Source organism: Sphaerobacter thermophilus DSM 20745 (assembly GCF_000024985.1).
In the GTDB taxonomy this organism is placed as follows: Bacteria; Chloroflexota; Chloroflexia; order Thermomicrobiales; family Thermomicrobiaceae; genus Sphaerobacter; species Sphaerobacter thermophilus.
On record NC_013523.1, the window covers coordinates 57,576 to 77,610 of the forward strand.

The 20,035-nt window shown below is 68.7% G+C and carries 14 protein-coding genes and 1 pseudogene; 8 read left to right on the forward strand and 7 right to left on the reverse strand.

The features are described 5' to 3' along the window. Positions 1 to 6 precede the first annotated feature (6 nt). Positions 7 to 1,713, reverse strand: coding sequence for an ABC transporter substrate-binding protein (locus STHE_RS00290; protein WP_012870547.1), 1,707 nt, complete (start codon positions 1,711 to 1,713; stop codon positions 7 to 9). 591 nt (positions 1,714 to 2,304) lie between these two features. Here STHE_RS00290 and STHE_RS00295 point away from each other — a divergent pair. The 3 genes from STHE_RS00295 (at position 2,305) to STHE_RS00305 (ending at position 3,714) form a co-directional block, all read left to right on the forward strand. Then, complete coding sequence (locus STHE_RS00295; protein ID WP_012870548.1) at positions 2,305 to 2,820, forward strand: CpXC domain-containing protein; 516 nt, start codon at positions 2,305 to 2,307, stop codon at positions 2,818 to 2,820. After that, positions 2,817 to 3,173 (forward strand): DUF488 domain-containing protein, encoded by a 357-nt coding sequence (locus STHE_RS00300; protein ID WP_012870549.1) that lies wholly within the window; start codon positions 2,817 to 2,819, stop codon positions 3,171 to 3,173. Before STHE_RS00295 ends, STHE_RS00300 begins: the two co-directional genes overlap by 4 nt. Before the next feature lie 91 nt (positions 3,174 to 3,264). Further along, complete coding sequence (locus STHE_RS00305) at positions 3,265 to 3,714, forward strand: hypothetical protein (protein WP_012870550.1); 450 nt, start codon at positions 3,265 to 3,267, stop codon at positions 3,712 to 3,714. Positions 3,715 to 3,808: 94 nt separating this feature from the next. Here STHE_RS00305 and STHE_RS00310 read toward each other — a convergent pair whose 3' ends face one another. The 3 genes and pseudogenes from STHE_RS00310 to STHE_RS00320 all read right to left on the reverse strand — a co-directional run bounded on the left by STHE_RS00310 (position 3,809) and on the right by STHE_RS00320 (position 6,959). Next, positions 3,809 to 4,948, reverse strand: a complete 1,140-nt coding sequence (locus tag STHE_RS00310) for a universal stress protein (RefSeq protein ID WP_012870551.1) — start codon at positions 4,946 to 4,948, stop codon at positions 3,809 to 3,811. A gap of 589 nt (positions 4,949 to 5,537) precedes the next feature. Continuing rightward, positions 5,538 to 6,460 (reverse strand): annotated as a pseudogene (locus tag STHE_RS00315) (transposase). 241 nt (positions 6,461 to 6,701) lie between these two features. Continuing rightward, on the reverse strand, positions 6,702 to 6,959 hold the full coding sequence (locus STHE_RS00320; RefSeq protein ID WP_012870553.1) for a GlsB/YeaQ/YmgE family stress response membrane protein: 258 nt from the start codon (positions 6,957 to 6,959) through the stop codon (positions 6,702 to 6,704). A 226-nt stretch (positions 6,960 to 7,185) separates the two neighbouring features. Between STHE_RS00320 and STHE_RS00325 the strand changes: the two genes are divergently transcribed. After that, positions 7,186 to 7,611 (forward strand): DUF1634 domain-containing protein, encoded by a 426-nt coding sequence (locus tag STHE_RS00325; RefSeq protein ID WP_041398657.1) that lies wholly within the window; start codon positions 7,186 to 7,188, stop codon positions 7,609 to 7,611. Positions 7,612 to 7,613: 2 nt separating this feature from the next. Continuing rightward, the gene (locus tag STHE_RS00330; RefSeq protein WP_012870556.1) at positions 7,614 to 8,462 is read left to right on the forward strand and encodes a sulfite exporter TauE/SafE family protein; all 849 of its coding nucleotides are present in this window, start codon (positions 7,614 to 7,616) and stop codon (positions 8,460 to 8,462) included. Between the two features lie 117 nt (positions 8,463 to 8,579). On the opposite strand, the gene STHE_RS00335 is transcribed toward STHE_RS00330, so the two are convergent. Beyond that, positions 8,580 to 9,170 carry a nitroreductase family protein gene (locus STHE_RS00335; protein ID WP_012870557.1) on the reverse strand — a complete coding sequence of 197 codons (591 nt, stop codon included), beginning with the start codon at positions 9,168 to 9,170 and terminating at the stop codon, positions 8,580 to 8,582. 224 nt (positions 9,171 to 9,394) lie between these two features. Further along, positions 9,395 to 10,243: a fumarate hydratase gene (locus STHE_RS00340; RefSeq protein ID WP_012870558.1), complete on the reverse strand. Its 849-nt coding sequence runs from the start codon at positions 10,241 to 10,243 to the stop codon at positions 9,395 to 9,397. A gap of 205 nt (positions 10,244 to 10,448) precedes the next feature. Between STHE_RS00340 and STHE_RS00345 the strand changes: the two genes are divergently transcribed. The 3 genes from STHE_RS00345 to STHE_RS00355 all read left to right on the forward strand — a co-directional run bounded on the left by STHE_RS00345 (position 10,449) and on the right by STHE_RS00355 (position 18,479). Beyond that, on the forward strand, positions 10,449 to 14,654 hold the full coding sequence (locus STHE_RS00345; RefSeq protein WP_012870559.1) for an Ig-like domain repeat protein: 4,206 nt from the start codon (positions 10,449 to 10,451) through the stop codon (positions 14,652 to 14,654). 278 nt (positions 14,655 to 14,932) lie between these two features. Further along, complete coding sequence (locus STHE_RS00350) at positions 14,933 to 17,857, forward strand: AAA family ATPase (protein ID WP_052295238.1); 2,925 nt, start codon at positions 14,933 to 14,935, stop codon at positions 17,855 to 17,857. A gap of 226 nt (positions 17,858 to 18,083) precedes the next feature. Beyond that, positions 18,084 to 18,479, forward strand: coding sequence for a RidA family protein (locus STHE_RS00355; RefSeq protein ID WP_012870561.1), 396 nt, complete (start codon positions 18,084 to 18,086; stop codon positions 18,477 to 18,479). A 26-nt stretch (positions 18,480 to 18,505) separates the two neighbouring features. On the opposite strand, the gene STHE_RS00360 is transcribed toward STHE_RS00355, so the two are convergent. Then, complete coding sequence (locus STHE_RS00360; protein ID WP_012870562.1) at positions 18,506 to 20,023, reverse strand: S41 family peptidase; 1,518 nt, start codon at positions 20,021 to 20,023, stop codon at positions 18,506 to 18,508. Between the last annotated feature and the right edge of the window lie 12 nt (positions 20,024 to 20,035).

Consider the following 20,035-nt stretch of genomic DNA (forward strand, 5'->3'; position numbering starts at 1 on the left):
TCGCGACTAGCTCTCGCGCGGCTTGGCACCACCCATGAACAGCGACTCGTCGACGCGCGGCGTCCAATCAACGCGATTGGAGACACCATAGATGTCGTGCTGCTGCCACAGGAAGAGCCAGCCGGCGTCCTCCCAGACCATCTGCTGCACCTGGTTCCACAGTTCCTGCGCCTTCTCGGGGTCGACGGTCTGCGACGCCTCCGCGATGACCGCCTCGACCTCCGGGTTGGTGTAGCCGCTGTAGGTCGAGTCGCCCACGAACAGGTAGCGCAGCGTCCCCTCGGCGTCGAGCGCCGGGCCCCAGCCGAGGTAGAAGATGTCGCCGGTGCGGCGGTTCACGATCTTGTCGAGGTGGGTGCCCCACTCGTTGTACTGGACCGTGACGCGGAAGCCGAGCTGCTCCAGTTCCGCCGCGATCGCCTGCGCCGCGTCGGTGTCCATCGGGTAGCGCCCCTGGGGCGAGTCGAAGATGATCTCGGTCCCCGGCTGGATCCCGGCCTCCTCCAGCAGTTGCTTGGCCTTCTCCGGGTCGTACGGGTAGGGCTGGATGCTCGGATCGACCTGCGGGTTGATCTTGGACAGCGCGCCGGCCATGCGGGTCGCGTGGCCCTGGAACACCCCGTCGATGATGGCATCGACGTTCACGCCGTAGTTGATCGCCTGGCGCACCCGCTTGTCAGCCATGATGCTGCCCTCGCGGTTGTTGACCAGCGCCACGTAGTTGATGCGCGACGAGGGGATCTCCTCCGCCCGGGCGATGCCGCTGCTGTTGACGCGCTCGATCGCATCGACCGGGACGTCCTTGATGATGTCCACCTCACCCGCCAGCAGCGCCGACAGCCGCGAGGAGAACTCCGGGATGTAGCGGAACTCGAGCGTCTCCACCGCCACCGGGCCGCGCCAGTAGTCCGGGTTCCGCTCGAGGAGCAGGTACTCGTCCCGCACCCACTCCTTGAACTTGAAGGGTCCCGTCCCCACCGGGTTCTGGGAGACGTACTCGATGCCCTTCTCCTCCAGGTACTTCGGCGGGATCGGGTAGAGGTCCGCCAGGCGGGTCGGCAGGATCGGGTACGGCTCGGAGGTGGTGAGCCGCACCGTCATCGGGTCGACCACCTCGATGTTGGTGATGGGCTGGTAGCGCTCCAGGTAGTGGCTGTTGTTGTCGGGGTTCAGCGCGTACTCAAGCGAGACCTTGATCGACTCGGCGTCGAACGGCTCACCGTTGTGGAACTTGATGTCGTCGCGGACGATCTTGATCTCCCAGGTGAGGTCGTCGATCGAGGTCAATTCACCCAGCCAGGGGCCGACGCGGAAGTCGTTGTTCGGGTCGCGCCGCAGCACCGGGTCGAAGATGTTCTCGATCTGCCAGTTGGTCGTGGCGTCGACGACCGTGTTGGGGATCAGGGTCCGGGCGTCGGCGCCGAGCGCGATGACCAGGCGATCAAGCGTGCCGCCGCTGCCGCCGCTGCCCGACGAGCCATCCCCGGTCGGAGTCCCGGAGCCGGTCGGCGTCTGTGCGCTGCCACCCGTGCCAGACCCACCGGCCGGGGTGGTCGCCTCGTCGTCGCTGCCGCCGCCGCACGCTGCCAGGATCGCCGCGATTGCGCTGGCGCTCAGCCCGAGCGCCGCGGCGCGCTTGATGAACTCGCGGCGGCTCGTCCGACCGGTGAGCAGGTCGTAGACGATCCCATTGAAGTCGCGAGGGCTCGACATGGAGTCCTTCCTCCTCCTCGAATGAGTCAAGGACGTGCGAGACGTCCTCCTCTTCCTGTACCGCGCACCGTTGCGTGGTCAGCCATCGCCCCCGGAAGTCTGGCGGCGCAGCTTCCTACGCCGGTTTCTTCCGCAGCCCAACCCAGGGCCCGGTGCCGCGCTACGGCCGGCGAGCCCCAGTTCGTGCTCTCTTGAATGCTATCACCGTGGTGTCACTCGGGATGGTGTGCGATTCGCGTCGCTTTGTGCCGGCACCCTGATCAGCAATCCGGTCCACGCCTCTCCCTTCGTGGCCGACTCTTGCCTGGGCGAAGTGGGTGGAGGTGGTAGATGAAAGATCCGGCAATCCCTGGCGAGTGAGATAGCGGCGTTCGCTACCCCAACCCAAGACAACGAGTCACATATCAGGCCGCATGTTAGCAATCGGGAGGCATGTGTGTCAATGAACGACCCCTCTCGGTACGGCCTGTTTCTGTCATCCAGCCGATTCCGTCTCTCCTATCCGGTCAGAACATCCAGCCGATCGCGCATCTCCCGGCATATATAATTGGGCGTCAACGGATCCCGCTCGACGATGCCGGTGAGGGTTGGATGGTGCTGCAGACACAGTACGCGTCAGTCGATATCCGCTGCCCCCACTGCCGGGCCACCTGGGAAGTACCCGTCGCTCGGTACGTCAACGTCGGGACGGATCCCGATGCCCGGCTCGGCATCCTCCTCGGCACCATGCATCGCAGCCGCTGCCCGGTCTGCAAGCGCGAGCAGGCGGTTGACTTCATATTTGACTACTACGACCCTGAGCAGAACCTCGTCGTGCAGGTCCGACCGGAATGGGAGATCCGGGCGGGCGGCGGTGAGGACTGGTACTGGCAGCGGTACGAAGACCTCGTCCAGGCGTACGCGTCACATGACGTGCGGGTCGACGTCGTCTTCGGCTTCCAGGAGATGATTGACAAGTACCTGGGCGGCGAAGAGGCAGTCGCGGCCGCCAAGCGGGAGTGGGACGCGCGGAAGGCGGGCGCCAAACCCGCTTCCGAGCAGGACGCTCCACCGGAGGAGCCCGCGGGCGAATCCGGCAGTTCGACCACGGAGGATAACCACGCATGATCCGACTCAAGCGTGCCTATGATCCCCCCAGCCCGGACGACGGCGTCCGCGTGCTGGTTGATCGCTTCTGGCCGCGGGGCAAGTCCCGTGAGGCGCTGGCGCTCGACCGCTGGGAGCGCGACCTGGCGCCGAGCGCCGAGCTGTGCAAGTGGTTCAACCACGACCTCGAGCGCTGGCAGGAGTTCCAGGAGCGATACGCGCAGGAGTTGAGCGATCCCGGCAAGCAGGCCGCATTGCAGCAACTCGTGGAACAGGCGCGCAACGGCACGGTGACCCTGGTTTACGGCGCGCGCGATGAGGAACACAACCAGGCGGCCGCCCTCAAACGCTACATTGAGGAGCACGTCGCCTGAGCGGCCACTGGTTTGCGACAACGTTGCAGCGAGGTTAGCATCCTACCGAGTCGCCGGGTGGCGTGGGGACAGGCGGAGTTAGGAGGACCGCATGAGCCGAAATCTACCGGCACTGCCGTCGCGGGTTGAGATCGAGCCGGTATCGGCCGGCGGGCGCCTGCGTCGCTGGCTCCGATCGCCGCTGGGCGCTGCTGCCTCGGAGGTCGCGCCCGACTTGGTACGGCTGGCAGCCGAGCGCGTGGGGCGGCGCGGCAACTCCCACCAGACACCTCCCGGGGCGAGCGGCGTGGACGTATCCGAGGTGGAGATCGATCTGGCGGCGCCGTTCGTCCGCCGTGTGGTCGTGCGCACTGCCAGCTCCTGGTCGGTATCGCCGGAGGTCCTCCAACCATCGCGCCGTCGTCGCCGGGCGGGGCGCCTGGGCCTCCGCGCGGCGATGCTCGCCGCGCTGGCGATGCTCGGCCTGGCCGCCTCCCGTCGGTTCCCGCTGAGCCTGCCGGATGGCCTGCCTGGCACCCGCCCGCGCGACGGCGGGAACTGACTGTCCTCCGCATGAGATGAGCAGACCCCGCTAGGGCGAGCTATGTGCTCGCCCTCACTGTTGCTGCCCCGGGAAGGGATCCGGCCGCGGGGTGCTACTCGGATGCCTTGGTTCGCTTGTCGGGCAGATCGCTCCTGCGGATGACACCGACGAGCCGCGAGCGCCAATCCACGACCGGGAGCATGTCGGTGCCGTGCTCGCGCATCAGCCGCTCCGCCTCCTCCAGCGTTGCTCCCTCGCGCACGGCCATCACCGGCGGGCTCATGACCTCGCTCACGAGCCGCGGCTGGGATGGGGCAGCCGTCGCTTCCGCCGGACGCGCTGCCTCGACCTGCACGGCTTCCATCGGGCGGTGCAGGAAGAGCGGGACATGCGACTCGCTCAGGACTCGCTGTGCCACCGAGCCGAAGACGACCCGCTGCAGCCCGCGGCGCGAGTGCGTCGCCATCGCGATCATGTCGGCTCCGATATCCCGCGCCGCGCGCTGAATCTCCTCCGCGATGCGCCCCGTCCGCACCTCTGCCACGGCGGTGATCCCGCGGCTGCTCAGACGCTCGGTGACGCCCGCCAGGTACTCGATCGCCCAATCGCGAGCCTCCGACATGTATTCCAGCGCCGTGAAGTCCGGGTGGAGGGCTGGTGGTTCGATCACGTGGAGGAGGTGCAGTTCGAGTCCCTCCGTCCCGAGCACCGCCAGCATCCGCTCAAGCGCCTGCTCGCAGAAGCTCGAGCCGTCCAGCGGGACAAGAATCCGCTGGAGCCGTGCGGTCTCCGCGCCGCTGACCTCGCTGCTGGCTGGTACGACGATCGTCGGCCACTCCGACTCATGGACCACCCGGTAGGTGACACTACCGAGTAGCGCCCGCTGCAGCCCCGTCCGAACGTGGCTGGTCATCACCACGACCGGATCGTCGATATCCCGCGCCAGATCCAGCAGCTCCGACGCCGGGTCGCCGACGCGCACCACGACCGTCGCGCGTCCCTCGGGGAACGTGCGGGCGATCTGCTCCAGGAACTCACGCCGCTCCTCGATCCAATCCTGCTGCACGGAGGACTCGAGGCCCAGTGCGCCCACCAACGCGGCGTACTCGCGCGGCACTTCGATAACCGACACCAGCGTCACCAGCGCGTCGGTCCGGGCCATGAGAGCGCGGGCGATGGGCAACGCCTGTTGCGACACCTTGTTGACGTCCAGATGCGGCGCAACTAGGGGGACGACGATCGTCTTGCTCATCTCTACCAGCCCTCCCGAGAACGCTCGGCCGCTCGTGCCACGCGACCAGCGGCATCGCCCCCAGGCTACCGCATGTCAGTGGCCATGTCGCTGCATTGACGCGCGGAATTGTCGCAGAAATGTGCCAGATCATAGCAGGGACAAAGGGCAAGCGGGCTGATGGAGCTGGACGAGTGGCGCACGGGTTCCAGGGTCGTGGCACGTGCCCGGGGGTGAACCCCCGGGCTCACAATGAAAGCCCGCTAAAGCGGACTGGGGTGGAGCAGGGCACACATCCCGGTGTGACGGTGTTCACGTTCCGGTGAGGTGCCCGGGAGTAAACTCCCGGGCTGACAACGAAAAGCCCACTAAAGGGGCTAGGGACGCTCGACCCAGCGGGATGCCGGATCAGCCCCGCTCCCGGTTGGGGAAAGGGAGCCCCTTCAGTGGGCTTTCCCCTAATCAGCCCGGGGGTTTACCCCCGGGCGCGTGGTACCGACGAAGGACACCATGTCAACTGGGTCTGACGGCAATGTCCCAGCCGGCTCTAGCCGGCTTCGCCTTGTCAGCCCGGCGGCTTTAACGCTTGGTGTGAGTTAGGGCGCCGTGGCTACCAGGTGATCAGGTTCGCCACGGCCAGCAGCGGCCGCCCCTGCTGCCGATTCAGCCAGCAACAGAGGTTGTGCAGCGCCACCTTGGCCGCCAGTCGCGCCTGGAAGCCCGCCAGGGTGTGCGGGCGCTCCCGCTCGAGGCCGAAGGTGTGCAGCAGCCGCCCGATGACCGTCTCCACGATCTGGCGATGGCGGGCCACCCAGCGCCGTACGGCCGTGGGCCACCCCGCCGACTGCCCCGCGGCGGGGTGGCCACCAGCCGCACCCCAGAGGTGGCCGCCAGATGGGCCTCAACGTCCGCGCCGGCAAAGCCACTGTCCGCCAGATAGGTGGCGACGGGTGTGCCGACACGGGGCAGACGCGGATCGGGCTGGGCGCGGACGGCTATCAGCGTCTCGGCCAGGGACCGCTCGGTGGTGCTGGCCAGGGCCACGCCCCAGCCGGTGATCACGCCCTCCAGGCTGACGGTGGTCAGCACGCGGAAGCCCGCGAACCAGCACAGGCGCAGACTGCGACCGATGTCCGCTATCCCCGCCAGCCAGCCCCGCCCCCGCCGCTTGGCGTTGCGCACCGGGGCCGGGGCCACATCGAGGACGTCACAGACGACGGGACCCCGTCCGAGCTGCTCGGCCAGATACAGGGCGAACTGGGACAGGGCGGCCTGGTGCCGCCGCAGCAGCCGTTGGTCTTGGCTGCGGTGGGGCAGGGTCGGGAAGTAGGGGCGCAGGTGGCGCTCGGCGTAGCGGTAGAAGTCCTGCTCACTGGAGAACCTCATCCACTGCCCGAAGATGGCCAGGGTCAAGACCTCGCTGCGGCTCAGGGCCGGCGCGGGGCCGGGGCGGTGGGGCTCCGGGGGCAGGTGGGTCTGGCAGAAGGTGTCGACCAGGACATAGACTGTAATCAGGAAGGTGTCCACATCCATCGGGTGCTCCTTTCGTGGGAGACGGATACGAGCTATCTCCCGTATGGAAGTGGGCACCTTCCTGTGTCAAGAGGGCACAGCATGCCCCGGCTAACTCACACCAAGCGTTTTAGCCCCGGGCCCCGACCACGACCCTGGAACCATCCCACCACTCCGCCGTCTCTCCCGGAATTGCCCGGCTCATACAACGACCCCGGGAGGATGCTCCCGGGGTCGTCGCCGACGAGCGTGGGAAAAGGGGTCAGGCTCGACTGGTAATGGCGCGATAGACAAACAGGAGGATGATGGCCCCAATAACCGCCACGATCAGCGTGCCGATGTTGAAGCCGGCGGTGAAGTCCGCGCCGGTAACGAGGCCGTAGATAAGCCCGCCCACGAACGCGCCGATGACGCCGACGATGATGTTCGTCAGCCAGCCCATCTGGGCGTTCGTACCCACGATCATGCTGGCGATCCAGCCTGCCAGCGCCCCGATAACGATCCACGCGATGATACTCATGCGGGATGATCCTCTCTACTCCGCATGACGCCCAATCCAGGGCGTTCATGCTCCGCGACGGGGAAACGGCACGCGATAACCTCGACACCCCGGGAAAACCGGGCGCGGGTCTTGACGCACAGTTCCTACAGTTCAAAATGCAATGAGCGTGCCAGGACTGTGCCCACGTGCTAGAGTTCGTTCGGTCATCATGACCAGGGTGGGCGGACCAGCGTGCTGAGGAGGGGTGGACCTGCTCGTGACTGGAGCAGAGCAGGGGCAGAGCGACACAGCCGGTGAGCCGGTGGCAATGACGCGACCGGCGATCGCGCCGGAGCTGCGGCTGCGCCTCGCCAGTGGCCTGCGGATCGTTACCCTGATCGGGATGGTATTCCTGATCGTCGGCACCGTCGTCAGCCTGGTACAGGTTGGCGATCTGCCGCGCGCGACCGTGCCGCCGTCCGAACTGCCGGAGCGGCTCCTCGCGCTCGACGCGCCAGCCATCGTCAGCCTCGGGTTCCTCACGATCCTCCTCGCCCCCGTCTACGGCCTCATCTCCCTCGCTTACGGATGCCTGCGGCAGCGTGACCGGTTCTACGCCGCTGCCGCCGGGCTCGTGCTGACGATTCTGGTGCTCAGCGTGGTGATCGCGCTGGTGACACGGGGAGCGTAGGGGTGGACCTGCTGACCGAGTTGGGGATCCTGCTGACGGCGGCCGGAGCCGGCGTGCTCGGCTCGCTGGTCGGGCTGGGTGGCGGCGTCTTCGTGGTCCCGATCCTCTCGGTCTTCTTCGGCATCCCCCTTAAGACAGCGATTGCTGCGAGCGGGGTGAGCGTCGTTGTCAACTCCGCGGCCGGGGCGTCGGTCTACCTGCGCGACGGGATGCCGAACGTCCGGCTCGCGCTGTTGATGCTGGTGCCGACGACCGTCGGTTCGATCGTCGGCGGTCTGCTCGCGGTGCACAGCTCGCCGAATGCGCTGCGGATCGTCTATGCCGTCTCGCTGTTCGGCATGATCATCGTGATGGCCCGCCGGGGGGCGCGGCCATCACCGCCGCCGGCAGAGCACGACCCGCTGGGGCTGACCGCGAGCTACTACGATCGCGCCATCGACGGCGGCACTGAGGTCTGCTACACGCCCCGGCGGCTTGGGCCCGGGATGAGTATCAGCGCCGGCGCCGGGATGATCTCAGGGATGCTCGGCATCGGCGGCGGCGCTGTGCAGGTGCCGGCGATGAACGCCATCATGCAGGTCCCGGTGAAGGCCGCCACGGCGACGAGCACCTTCATGGTCGGGCCGACCGTCGTCGCGAGCGCGCTGATCTACTACCTGAACGACCTGATCGATCCGGCAGTGGCGATCCCGGCGGTGCTCGGGATGATGCTCGGTGCGCAGTCGGGCGCGCGTCTTGCCCGCCGCGCCCGTGGCGTGCTGCTGGTGCGCATCCTGATGGTTATCCTCTTCTATCTCGCCACCACCGTTTTCCTGCAAGCCCTCGGCATCAACGTCCCCGGGGCGAGGTGAGGTGCGTCATACGTCATGCGTGATGCGTCACCCTCACCCCCAGCCCCTCTCGGACGGAGCCCACCGGGGGAGAGGGGAGCACCACGGGTGCGTATGACGCATGACGCATCACGTTCCTCACCACCGCTCCCAGTGGACCACGTCTTCGAGCGGCTTGCGGCCGCGCTTGAGTGAGGGCGAGGGGACATCCGGCGCCGGGTAGCCGATCGGGATGACCCCGACCGGCGTCACCTCCGGCGGGATGCCGAGCAGGTCCCGAAGCGCCGCCGTCTCGGGGATACCGGCGTAGCCCGCCGCCAGCCCCTCGTCGACCACCGCCAGGAGCAGCGTCATCACCGACATGCCGATGTCCATGAACCAGAAGGGCACCGGCCACTCGATCTCGGTGCCGTCGGGGCGCAGCTTGTCCGGCTCCTGGTAGCGCGCGTGGTAGGCGGCCTCGCTAACGCAGGGGATGACCTGGACCGGTGCCTCGGAGATCCAGCGGTGGCCGAAGTGTGCGACGTACCCATCCTCCCCGCAGAGCTTGCCGATCTCCCGCCGCGTCTCCGGGTCGGTCACGACCACGAACGATTGCCCCTGAGTGTAGCCCGCGCTCGGCACCCGCCGGGCGAGGTCCAGCATCCGGTTCACCACGGCCGGGTCGATCGGGTCCGGCTTGAAGTGCCGCACCATCCGCCGTTTGCGCACGACCTCCGCGAACTCCATCCGCCATCCCTTCCCTGTGCGTGCGTTATGGGTGATGCGTCATGCGTCATACGTCATGCGTCAGCCCTATAGCGTAGTGCGTGTTGCGTGTTGCGTCTTCCGTCCTACTCCCCTCCCCCCTGGTGGGCTCCGTCCGAGAGGGGCGGGGGTGAGGGGGACGCATCACGCATGACGTATGACGCATCACGGAACACGCAGTACGCAACACGCAACACGCAATACGGTTAGATCTCCACCTCCCGGTGGCGCGCGGCTGGGCCGCATTGGAGGTTGACCGCGACCGGCAGGCTGGCGATGTGGCAAGGGGCAGACACGACGTGCACGGCCAGCGCGGTGATGCGGCCACCGAAGCCGTGCGGGCCGATGCCCAGCCGGTTGATCGCTGCCAGCAGCTCCGCCTCCAGCTCCGCTTCCTCCGGGTCTAGATTCTCGCTGCCGATCTCGCGCAGGAGCGCCTGTTTGGCCAGTGTTGCCACCCGGTCGAACGTCGCGCCGATTCCGACGCCGACGACCACCGGTGGGCAGGCGTTCGGCCCGGCGAGCTGCACCGTCTCCAGCACGAAGCGCACGATCCCCTCGCGCCCGTGGGCCGGGGTGAGCATCGCCAGCCGGCTCATGTTCTCCGCGCCGCCCCCCTTCGCCAGGATCGCCAGCCGCACCCGATCGCCCGGCACCAGGCGGGTGTGGATGATGGCCGGCGTGTTGTCCCGCGTGTTGCGCCGCGCGGTGAAGGGGCGCTCGACCATCGACTTGCGCAGGTACCCCACGTGGTACGCCTCGTGGACGCCTCGGTTGATCGCCTCCTCGAATCCGCCGCCGACGAGGTGGACATCCTGGCCGACCTCGGCGAAGACGACCACGGTGCCGGTGTCCTGGCACATCGGCACTCGGTCCGCCTCGGCGATGGCCATGTTCTCCAGAATCTGCTCCAGCACCTGCTGGCCCAGGGGCGAGACCTCCCGCTTCCGTGCCACCGTGAAGGCCCGGCGCACATCCTCCCCGGCGACGTAGTTCGCCTCCAGGCAGGCTTCGCGCACCGCCTCCGCGATCCGGTCGACGTGGATCTCGCGCATCTCACCGGCCTCCGTCCGCCTCCGGTCGGTCAGGGCATGGCCGGATTGTACTCCAGCGCCGACGGTTCGGGTTCGTGACCCGATACCGCGCCGATCTCCGGTTTGTCCGGGTTGTTTGTCCGGGTTTGTCTGTGGACATCGTGTCCGCGCCCGACCAGATTACGTGTAGTGACTCTCGTCATCATGGCGATAGAGGAGCATGCCCATGAAAGGCGTCTTTGCCATTGCTCGTGCGGTGATTGCGGCGCTGTTCCACGGCGGGGTGCGTCCTGGCTCCCCTGCCGGCCGCACGACGGTGCGCGGCGCGGGACTGCATGAACCGGGCCCGCGGCGCCGCAAGCGGTTCGCCTCGAGGGGGCTGATCCTGTTCCTGGTCGCCGTGATGGCGCTGGGGCCGAACCTTCAAGTGGCCTCGGTGCGTGCTGCCGATCCATCTCCGCCGCTTATCAGAAGCGGGCCATGGGCGTCGATGCAGGAGAAGGCCATTCAGAACGTCCTGACGAGCCACGGTCTGCCCGCATCCGACGCCTGGGCCGTCAAGTCCTGGGCGCGGAACGATGCGCTCGCCGAGCTGTGGGCCCTGGTGGTCGAGGCGATCAAGACCGAGGCCAACGAGCGTACCCCAGAACAACAAGCAGCCGTCGACTGGCTCACCGGCCTCGTCCGTCAAAAGCGCATGCAGCAGGCCCGGTACGCGGGTCAGGAGTACGTGAAGTGGGCCGGATACGACCCGGCATACCTGGACTATCTCGTGACTCAGTACTATGACGCGGTCGCGGCGGGCCAGGATGCGACGAATGAAAAGCAGGATCTGAAGAACTACCTGGAACTTCCTCCGCTGAACTACGGCATGTGCAATGGCGGGTCGTGTGTCGGCTTGACCCTGCGGCAAGCGCAGGCCCAGGCCCAGGCCGGCTACTGCGTCTACCGGTCGCCGGCTCCCTACCAGACGGAGTATCAGGGGAACATCTTCCGGGGGACGAACAGCGTCATGCCGGCCGACTGCGTTCAGCCGGGAGGCGGCATCGGCGGCATCATCGGCACCCCGCCCCCCGTGCCGGAATACGACCAGTTCGTGAAATGGGGGGAGGCCCGCGCCAACTACGAGGCCATCAATAACCCCGAGTTCGCCATGACCTTCCGCGACATCGCCCTCGTGGTCGGACTCGGTACCGTGACCGTGGGGATGGTGGCCGCTGGGACGCTCGGCGTCACGCTGGCGCCGGTCCTGGCCGGGACGGCATTCCAGCTCGCGGTTTTTCCCCATGCCGGGTGGGTCAGCGGTTTGTCGTCAGCCACGCTGGCCGCTATCGGGTCGCCCGCGACGAACTCCGCTGCCGTCGCCGCGGCCAACGCCGGGGCGGTGAGCGCCGCGGGCGTGGGTGCCATCGTGGCCGCGGTGATCCTCTTCGTCGTCGTCACGACCATCCACCTGATTGACCTCGTCACCATTGAGCAGTTACCCGGCAAGATCCACACGTTGATTGTCGAGGCGCCGACCAAGTCGTACGACATCCGATCGATGCTGGATGATAAGGATGAAGTCGGCGAACTCTACAGCCTCTTCGTGCAGGCCACCTTGCCCTTACCGATGATCACCGGGGCCTGCGACAACAGGTTTCTGTTGCCTAACAAACCGACCTGCCTCAACCCTCCACCCCCGCCGCCGGCCAACGCCCAAACCGATCCGTTGTTCATGGTGAGCGTGAACGGCGGGCAAGAGACTCTCCAGAACACGATCACCTGGTACAACAAGACCACCGAGTGGACGACGACGGCACGCCTCAAAGGGGTCTGGTTCATCCAGACGGTGACCGATTCCGAAGGCAACACGCTGTCGGTGGTGACCAACGACGAGGAGGCGAGCCAGGAGATCCAATCGCTCCGCATCATGTACACCGACTGGGATGATAAGGCGCAGTACGCCTGGCTGGTCCGGGACGCGCAGGGCGCGTACAAGTTCGTGTCGCTGGCCGGGGACAGCGGCGCGTCGCTCAACGCGGAGACGTGCGACCAGGACGGGACCTGCGCGGTCTCCGACAGCATCCGCTATATCGACCGCGACGGGAACGAGTACGAGGCCAGAGTCGTGCCTCCGCCGGTCCCGGTCATCGACCCCGCCTCGATCAGCCTCTCCCCGGCGAACCCCGTCCAGGGACAGGAGGTCGAGCTCCGCGCGCAGGCGACGTCGCCGGTTGGTGCCGAGCTCACGTACCGGTGGGTGATCAAGGACAAGCCGCTGGACGATGGGTTGCACTGCACCATCGTGGACGGCTCGTTGGTGTGTGGTGGACACACGGTCACTGTCACGGGGAATCCTGCGAAGTACGTGTTCCCCACTAGTGGTGAGTTTGAGATCCGACTGGAGGTGACCGACTCAGAGGGCCGACGGGCAACAACGGATTTCAAGGTCAACGTGACGGCGGTACCGGCCGAAGTGCACCTCCTCACCCCGTGCTCCGACTTCCTGCCATGTGCCCCCGGATTCTTCAACAACGTGAAGGTGCCGCTGGGGACGGCGACCGTCGTGAAGGGTTGGATCCAGCACGCCGGCCCGCACGACGTGCTGGCGCTGACGGTCGACTGGGGCGACGGAGTGTCGAACGTGGCCACCAATATGGCTCCTCCGTGCCCCCAATGTAACGGGATCGTGTTCCTCTCGCCCACGAAGATGGAGGACGGCTACCATACGGCGTTCGAACTGTCCCACACATACGGCCGGCCGGGCCATTACACCGTGACGGTCACGGTCGAGTACCCGTCCGGCACGACGGATACGGCGACGATCACCGAGACAGTGCTGCAGCCAACGACGACGTCGGTCACTGCCGACCCCAACCCCTCGGTGGCGGGCCAGCCGGTCACCTACACCGCCACGGTGTCGCCGGTGCCGACCGGTGGGACGGTCACCTTCCGGGACGGCAGTGCGTTCATCTCCGGCTGCATGGACGTGCCGCTGGCGGGCGACGGGACCGCGACCTGTACGGTGACTCCGACCACCGTGGCGCCCCATACCATCAGCGCCTGGTACAGCGGGCACGATGTTTATGAGGCCAGCTCGGGCACGCTGATCCACACGGTGAACTCGGTCCAGACCAGCCTCACGCTGACGGCCGACCCCAACCCCTCGATGGTGGAGCAGGAGGTCACGTTCACCGCGGCGGTGTCGCCGGTACCCACCGGCGGGACGGTCGCCTTCACCGACGGAGACACCACTATCCCCGGCTGCGCGGCGGTGGCGCTGACGGCCGAGGGGACCGCGACCTGCGAGACGGCGGGGCTGAGCCTCGGCGAGCACAGCATCACGGCGTCGTACAGCGGGCACGACTACTACGACGGAAGCTCCGACACGCTGACGCATACGGTCAACCAGATCGCGACCAGCCTGGGACTGACCGCGCAACCGAACCCCTCGGTCTGGGGCCAGGCGGTCACGTTCACCGCCACCCTCGCAGTCACGTCCCAGGGCGCCACCGCGCCGAGCGGGACGGTAGCCTTCACCGATGGGGGGACAGCTATCCCCGGCTGCGAGAGTCAACCGCTGGACCCGACCACGCGGACGGCCACCTGCACCACCGCGGGGCTGGGTGTCGGCGCGCACCCCATCGGCGCCGCCTACAGCGGCGATGCCACCTATGCACCGAGTGAGGCGCCGGCATTCACCCATACCGTGCAGCAGGCGGCCGCGCAGGTCAGTCTCGTGACGGACCGCCCCGTGGTGACCGTGGGGGAGCCGGTGACGCTGACCGCCACGGTGACGGTGCTGCCGCCCGGGGCGGGGGTGCCGACCGGCACGGTCACCTTCTATGCGGGTGCGCTCCCGCTGGACACGGTGCCGCTGCGCGCGGAGGCCGGGGTGGCCACCGCCAGCCTGACCACCGATAGCCTCCCCGTGGGCACGCACGACATCACAGCGGTCTACGTGGGCGATGCCAATGTCACCGCCGGCACCTCGGCCGCCCTGACCCAGTACGTCAACACCGACCTTCGGGGCTATCCCACGTTCCAGGGCGGGCTGGATCTGCGGGGGGCGCAGTTGCCGGGGGCCACGCTGGTGGGGGTGGATCTGACGGGGGCCTGGATGCAGCAGGCCAACCTGGCGGGGGCGAATCTGCGCGGGGCGGTGCTGGTGCGGGCGGTGCTGCTGCGGGCGGACCTGCGGGGGGCGGATCTGCGGGATGCGGATCTGTCGGGGGCGCTGCTGGGGGCGGCACGGCTGAGCGGGGTGACGTGGGGCAACACGATCTGCCCGGATGGGAGTAACAGCGACGCGCACGGGGAGACGTGCCTGGGGCATCTGCTGCCGACGGTGCGGGACGACCTGGTGGGGCAGGTGGCGCGGCTGGTGCAGGCGCTGTTTGCGCGGTTGCAGCAGATGGCGTGGGCGCGGGGCTTCGGCTGGCCCCGATAGCGCCTCTCTCAGATCGTCCGATGAGTACCCACAGCGGGTAGACGCGGGAAGATGCACCAGCGTCACGAAAACGAGCAGTCGCTTATGTCTGGAATGACCGAATGCGCCACTTGACATTGTGAGTCAGGCTATGGTACGCAACGAGTTATGCGATACGAACGTCTCGCCGCCTCGATGGGGGTTCGCCGGCGCGCTGGGGACGGCAGCGGGGGACACGCCGGGTCGTGTACGCGTACGAAGAGACACAAGGTATCAGAGGGCGTCCGACCCGCGGAGAGTTGCTGCGGCGCTATCGCCGGCTGGCCGGGCTCACGCAGGAACAACTGGCTGAGCGAACCGACTACAGTGTCGACTACATCAGCAAGCTGGAGCGCGGGCAACGCCGCCTTTCTGCGGCCACGCTCGATCGACTGGTCCAGCCCCTCGGCCTCGGTGAGGCGGAGATTGCCGCGCTGCGGGAAGCGCTCGAACATCCCGACGAGGACAAGCAGAAGACGGCGACTCGCCCGCTGGCCGGGCGTGAGCGGGAGCAGGCCGAGCTGCGGCGCCTGCTGGCGGGGCTCGGTCCGCCGGTCCTCCTCCTCGCCGGTGAGCCCGGTATCGGGAAGACCCGCCTTCTGAACGAAGCTGACGCACTGGCCGGGGAGGCCGGCTGGCACGTGGTTCGTGGGGGCTGCCAGCCCCGCACGCTGGATCCGTTTGCCCCGCTCACTGACGCGCTCGTGACCGCCATGGCGCAGCCGGCGCCCCCCGACCGGGCCGAGGCGCGGCTGTACGCTGAGCGGCTTGGCCGACTCCTACCGGGGTTCGACGGGGAAGATGCCGGATCGCCCGTCGGCAACGGCCAGGACGCTGCCCTACTCCGGCCCGAGCAGGCGCGCCACCTCCTCTTCCGGGCCGTCACCGATTATCTCCACGCCGTGGGCGGTGAACGCGGCACCCTGCTCATCCTCGACGACCTGCACTGGGCCGCACCCGACGCGCTCGACCTGCTGCGGTCGCTCGCCCTCACCGCCGGCAGCGCGACACTCCGGATCATCGGTGCCTACCGCGACTCCGAGACGCCTGCAGGTGCGCCGCTCGGAGACGTCATTGCCGACCTTGCCCGTGCTTCACTGGTCCGCGTGCTGACGCTCGATCCGCTCGCGGAGGCGGAGGCCACGCAGCTCGTGACGCAGTTGCTCCCCGCGGAGGACGAGCAGCGGCACGCCCTAGTGCCGGCGATCCTCCGGCGTGCGGGCGGCGTGCCCTTCTTCCTGGTCAGCTACGTCGAGGATGTGCTGGGGCGCGACGAGCCGGTGCCCAGCCTGGAGCTGCCGTGGACCGTGGCCCAGGTGATCCGCCAGCGTGTCCTGGCGCTGCCCGAGCCGGCGCGGGAGTTGCTCGCGGTGGTCGCCGTCGTGGGTCGACCGGTCGGACCTGCGCTGCTGACCCGGGTGTCCGGGCAATCCGAGGAGACGGTGATCGAGGCGCTCGAGGCGGCGGCTGCCGCCCGTCTGCTGCAGGAGGATGCGGACGGCGTCTACCGATTCTCCCACGACCTGATCCGCGACACGATCGAGCAAGAACTCTCGACCGCGCGGCGCCGCTTGCTACACCGCCGCATCGCCGAGGCCCTGGAGTCCCTCCCTGAGTGGCAGCACACAAGCGGCCCGGCGGAGATCGCCCAGCACTTTCTGCAGGGCGGCGATCCGGAGCGGGCCGTGATCTGGTCGCTCCGGGCGGGCGATCGTGCGGCCGCGCTGTTCGCCCACGCCAACGCCGAGACGCAGTACCGGACCGCGGCGGACCTGGCGCGGGAGATCGGCGACGAGCAGGCGGAGCTTGAGGCGCTGGACAGGCTCGGCCATGTGCTGTACCGCATCGGGCGCTTTCAGGCCGCCGTGGAGCCACTGGAGCGGGCCGGCGAGATCGCTGCGCGTCTCGGTGATCGGGATCGCTCCGTCGCGCTGCTCGCCCGGAGCGGTCAGGCCTACGCGTTCGGCGGGCGCGCGTCGGAGGGGCTCGACCGGCTGCTGCCGGTGTGGCGCTCGCTCGACGCGACCCATCACGAAGCCCCACCGTCGGGGATCCTGGCCGATCTCTACAATGCGCTCTGCGCGCTCTACTTCCACACCGGTCGCCTGCGCGACGCGCTGGACGCGGCGGCGTCGGCCATGGCGAGTGCTCGAGCGTCCGAGAATCTCCCGGCGCTCATCGTCGCGACGATCGGTCACGGCATCGCGCTGGGCCGGGTCGACCGCGTCGACGAGGAACGCCGGGCCTTCGAGGATGCGGCAGCGATGGCGGAGCGGCTGGGCGATCCGCTCCTCCGTGCGCTCGCCGTCTACCACCAGGGTGTTGCGCTGCTCTCGGTCGATGACTTCGACCAGGGCGAGCGGCACCTTCGCCGGGCCCTGGACATCGCCGAGGACGCTGAGCTCATCGCGATGGCCACGTTCGCGCGCGTCCGGTTGAGCGCCCTGCTCGTCACTCGCGGCCGCTGGTGCGAGGCGCGGGCGGAGGCGGAGCGCGCGGAGGTGGACAACCGCTTCCTCGGCCCCCGGCCCGGGGGGTTCTATCCCCTGCACGCGCTGGGCCGCATCCTGCTGCTGCAAGGGGAGCGCGACGCGGGCCTCCGGCACGTGAACGAGGCGCTGGCGATGGCTACCCGCTACGAGCACCTGCCGGGGATCGTCGAGGCACGCCAGACGCTGGCCTGGCAGGCGATGCGCGACGGCCGGCCGGCGGAGGCCATCGCGCGCCTGGAACCGGCCCTCGAGCGCGTGCGTGCTGCCGGAAGCCTCCGGGCTCCGCTCGTCTACGCCTGGGCGCTCGTGGAGCTGGGAGACACGACGCGTGCTGCGGAGGTGCTTGCTGCTGCCCGGCAGCGGGCCAGCGCGTCCCGCTCTCGCGCTCGCCTCCCCGCCGTCCTACTCCACGAGGCACGGCTGGCGGCCCATGAGCGGCGGTGGGAGAGCGCGGTCGATGCCCTGGAGCAGGGAGTGTCCATCGCGCAGGAGCTCGGGCTCCCCTACGACGAAGCGCTCCTCCTCCAGGAACACGGCCGGCTGCACACGCTCCGGGCGGAGCCTGAGCAGGCGAGCGCACGGCTGGGGCAAGCCCTGGTCATCTTCCGGCGACTCGGCGCGGTCACCGATGTCCAGGCCGTCGAACAGGCGCTGGACGCGTTGGCAGGCTCCGGCCACGCCGCCCACCCCTAGCGGCCGACCGGCGCGCATCGTTGTCCCGGCTTCTCTCGACGACGACGTGGGCGCAGTGCCGCGCCCGTGCGAGCGGGTCGCGACCCGCGCACCCGCCAGCCATCCGCGTCCCATCGCTGGCAGCGCCATTGCGACCTGGCCAGTGCAGCCGGAGTCTTCGGCCGATCCCGCGAACCGATGTGCCTCGTCCATAGCTGCCAACAGGCTGACCGAGGGAGGCGTGACCATGGACCGGCAGACCATCAATCCGTGGACCTGGCAGGACGCGTTCGGCTTCGTGCAGGCCAATGAGATCCGCAGCCCACAGCGCTGGCTCATCTGCGCCGGGCAGGGGGCCGCAGATGAGACTGGCCGCACACTGCACGAGGGCGACATCCGGGCTCAGGTTCGACAGGCGTTCGACAACCTGGAGGTCGTCCTGGGCCAGGCGGGCTTTACGCTCGCCGACGTCGTGCGGCTCACCCTGTACACGACCGATATGGACGGGTTGCTCGGCGTGTGGGATGAAGTCCTGGGCCGCCTGAACCAGGCCGGCTGTCGCACGGCCATGACACTGCTCGGCGTCCAGCGCCTGGCGTACCCGGAGATGCTCGTGGAGATCGAGGCCACGGCCGCCGCGTAAGGCCCGTGGGGAGCCACGCGGCTGGCTCACCACGTCCGATCGGCGGCCAGGAGCACCGTGTCCTCCGCGCCGTGGGAGAATCGGTCGGGCACGACATAGTGGTCGACCGGGATGCCGGCGCCCTCGATGCAGCGCCCGTGCCGGTCGTAGGTGAGCGCGGTGCTCACCGTCAGGGTCATCCCGGGGAGCAGCCGCAGCATCCGTGGTCGTCCGCTTCCCCCGCCGCTCGGTTCGCCGACGACGCGCACGTGCGGCAGGCCCTGGAGCCCCAGGAGGGCGTCCTCACTGGCTGAGTAGGTCATCGGGTCGGTCAGAAAGCGCACCGCGCCGTGCCAGCGGCGGCGCTCGTCGGCCGGCTCACCGGTGATCGGCGCGGGCGGGGACAGTTCGCCCGGTCCCGTCGAGAACCGGATCGAGCCGAGCAGGGTGGGCTCGTGCAGGAAGCGGTCGCGGAACGAGAGCGCGAGCGCGAGGTTGCCGCCGCCGTTGCCGCGGAGATCGACGATGAGCCGATCCGTGCCGGCGAGGTCGGCGAAGGCCGCGTCGATGGCCGCGTCCACGTCCCGGTCTGCCCGCCACGCCTCGATCCGCAGGTAGCCGCTCCCGGAGGGCAGGCGGGTCCAGGTCACCAGCGGATACGGCGGGTCGATGCTGCCGACTTCCCGCCACTCCACGCGCTGCCCGTCCGCCCGCCGCGCTGCCAACGTCCGCTCAACCCCGACCGGCGTCGAGAGCAGCCGGTAGCCGGTCATGAGAGGCTTGGCGTGTGGCGTGGACCCGGTCCGAGCCCACCAGCCCGCCGTGTCCTCGTCGAGCAGCACGTCACCCGGGCGCACTCCGGCATCCCAGGCGGCGGTGCCCTGCGGCACGCGGGTGAAGACGGCGGTGTCGCCCTCCACCCACACCTCGTAGGGCAGCGGCACCGGCGCCGGGCTCGGCTTGACCCAGGTGTGCGCATCCTGCAGCTCGGCGAGCCAGGTCTGCATCGCCGCCAGCGGGTCGCTGGCCCGCGCCACTTCCTCGCGGTGCCGTGCGCAGATCGCTTCCCAGTCGAGGCCGCGCAGCGCGAACGACGGGTAGGTCCAGCCGACCTCGCGTGTGATCCGCTCGACCGCCTCGTCGAGATCCCGGCACTCGCTGACGAAGACGGCGTCCTGCCCGGTCATGACGAGGGTGCGGATCAGCGAGATCGCCTCGATAACGCCGAAGAGGTCGGGCGCGTCGGTGATGAGCACCTCCCGCTCGCGGTCCAACCAGACCCCGGCCTGCCCCTCGCCGCGGCGGGGATAGGTGCTGATGGCCGGGTTGCAGGCGGCGGGGCCGATCAGCCAGCGCGGTCCGTCTCCGGGGTCGGTATCGACGAATCGCGCCGGCACGCCGCACTCGGCCTCGATCTCGGCCCGCTCCCGGTAGAGGAGCTCACGGAACCCCGCGAGCGCCCGCTCGCCATGCGGGCCCAGCGCCGCGCCATCCCGAGGCAGCACGACGCAGATCTCGCTCGCACCTGGGAACAACCGCCGAGCGCCGCTACCTCTCTGGCTCATCCATCCGCCTCC